We start from the raw sequence: 1,066 nt of genomic DNA on the forward strand, positions 1-1,066 counted from the left end.
CGGCCGATACCGCCCACCCCGCGGGAAACCCGCTGCCCACCCTGCGGAAAAACACCGCTCACAACGCGGACACCAACTTGCCAAAACACACGCTCGCCGGCAAGTACGGCGACGAGGCGGCCGACAAGGTGCAGGAGCTCGTCAACCGCATGGTCCAAGGCACCTGGGCCCCCGGCCAGCCCCTGCCCGCCGGCTACGAGTCGAACGAGTGCGTCGTCAAGGCGCCCGCCGGGGACAAGTCCGACAACCAGTCCGACGGCACCGCCCACCAGTCATCCGACAACCGGCAGTCCACCCAGCAACGGCATCACGCCACCAAGGTGTGGATCGTCGACCGCGACGGCCATTTCGAGCCCGTCTTCCAGGACGTGCCCGTCCGCCACGAGGCCGTCGTCCAGACCAGGGAGCATCCCGCGCTCACCCGCACCGAGCGGGTCAAGGTAAGGGACGCCTGGGACGAGAAGGTCACCCACCCGGCCGAGTACAAGGAGGTCAGTCACCCGGCCCAGACCCACGTCGAGCGCGTGCTCGTCACCCCGGAGCACACCGTGCGCCACGAGGCCGAATACCGGGACAAGGTCGTCATCGACAAGGAGGCCTGGACCGAGAAGGTCAAGGTGAAGGACGCCTGGACCGAAACCGTGCACCACAAGGCCGAATACCAGGACCGTGTGGTCATCGACAAGGCGGCCTGGGACGAGAAGGTCAAGGTACGGGATGCATGGGACGAAAAGGTCGTGGACGTGCCCGCGCATACCGTGAACCATCCCGAACAGTCCCACGTCGAGAAGGTGCTGGTGAAGCCTGCATGGGATGAGAGGATCCCCGCCAAATACGGAGACAGGACCGTGGTCGACAAGCCGGCGTGGTCGGAACGGGTCAAGGTGAAGGACGCATGGAGCGAACAGGTGCTCGTCAGGGCCGCCTGGACGGAGAACGTTCAGCACCCGGCCGAATACAAGACCGTCCACCACGATGCCGTCACCCATGTCGAAAGAGTCAAGGTGAAGGACGCCTGGGACGAGACCAAGCTCGTCGTTCGTATCAGGATCTACGACGGGATGGG

General features: G+C 65.1%; 1 protein-coding gene. It reads left to right on the forward strand.

The window, feature by feature from the left end:
* Window positions 1-77: 77 nt before the first annotated feature.
* The coding region (locus EHS19_RS10470) for a hypothetical protein (RefSeq protein ID WP_206666368.1) at window positions 78-1,066 on the forward strand (989 nt) is incomplete at its 3' end.

The sequence above is a fragment of the Bifidobacterium jacchi genome, assembly GCF_009078285.1.
GTDB lineage: Bacteria > Actinomycetota > Actinomycetes > Actinomycetales > Bifidobacteriaceae > Bifidobacterium > Bifidobacterium jacchi.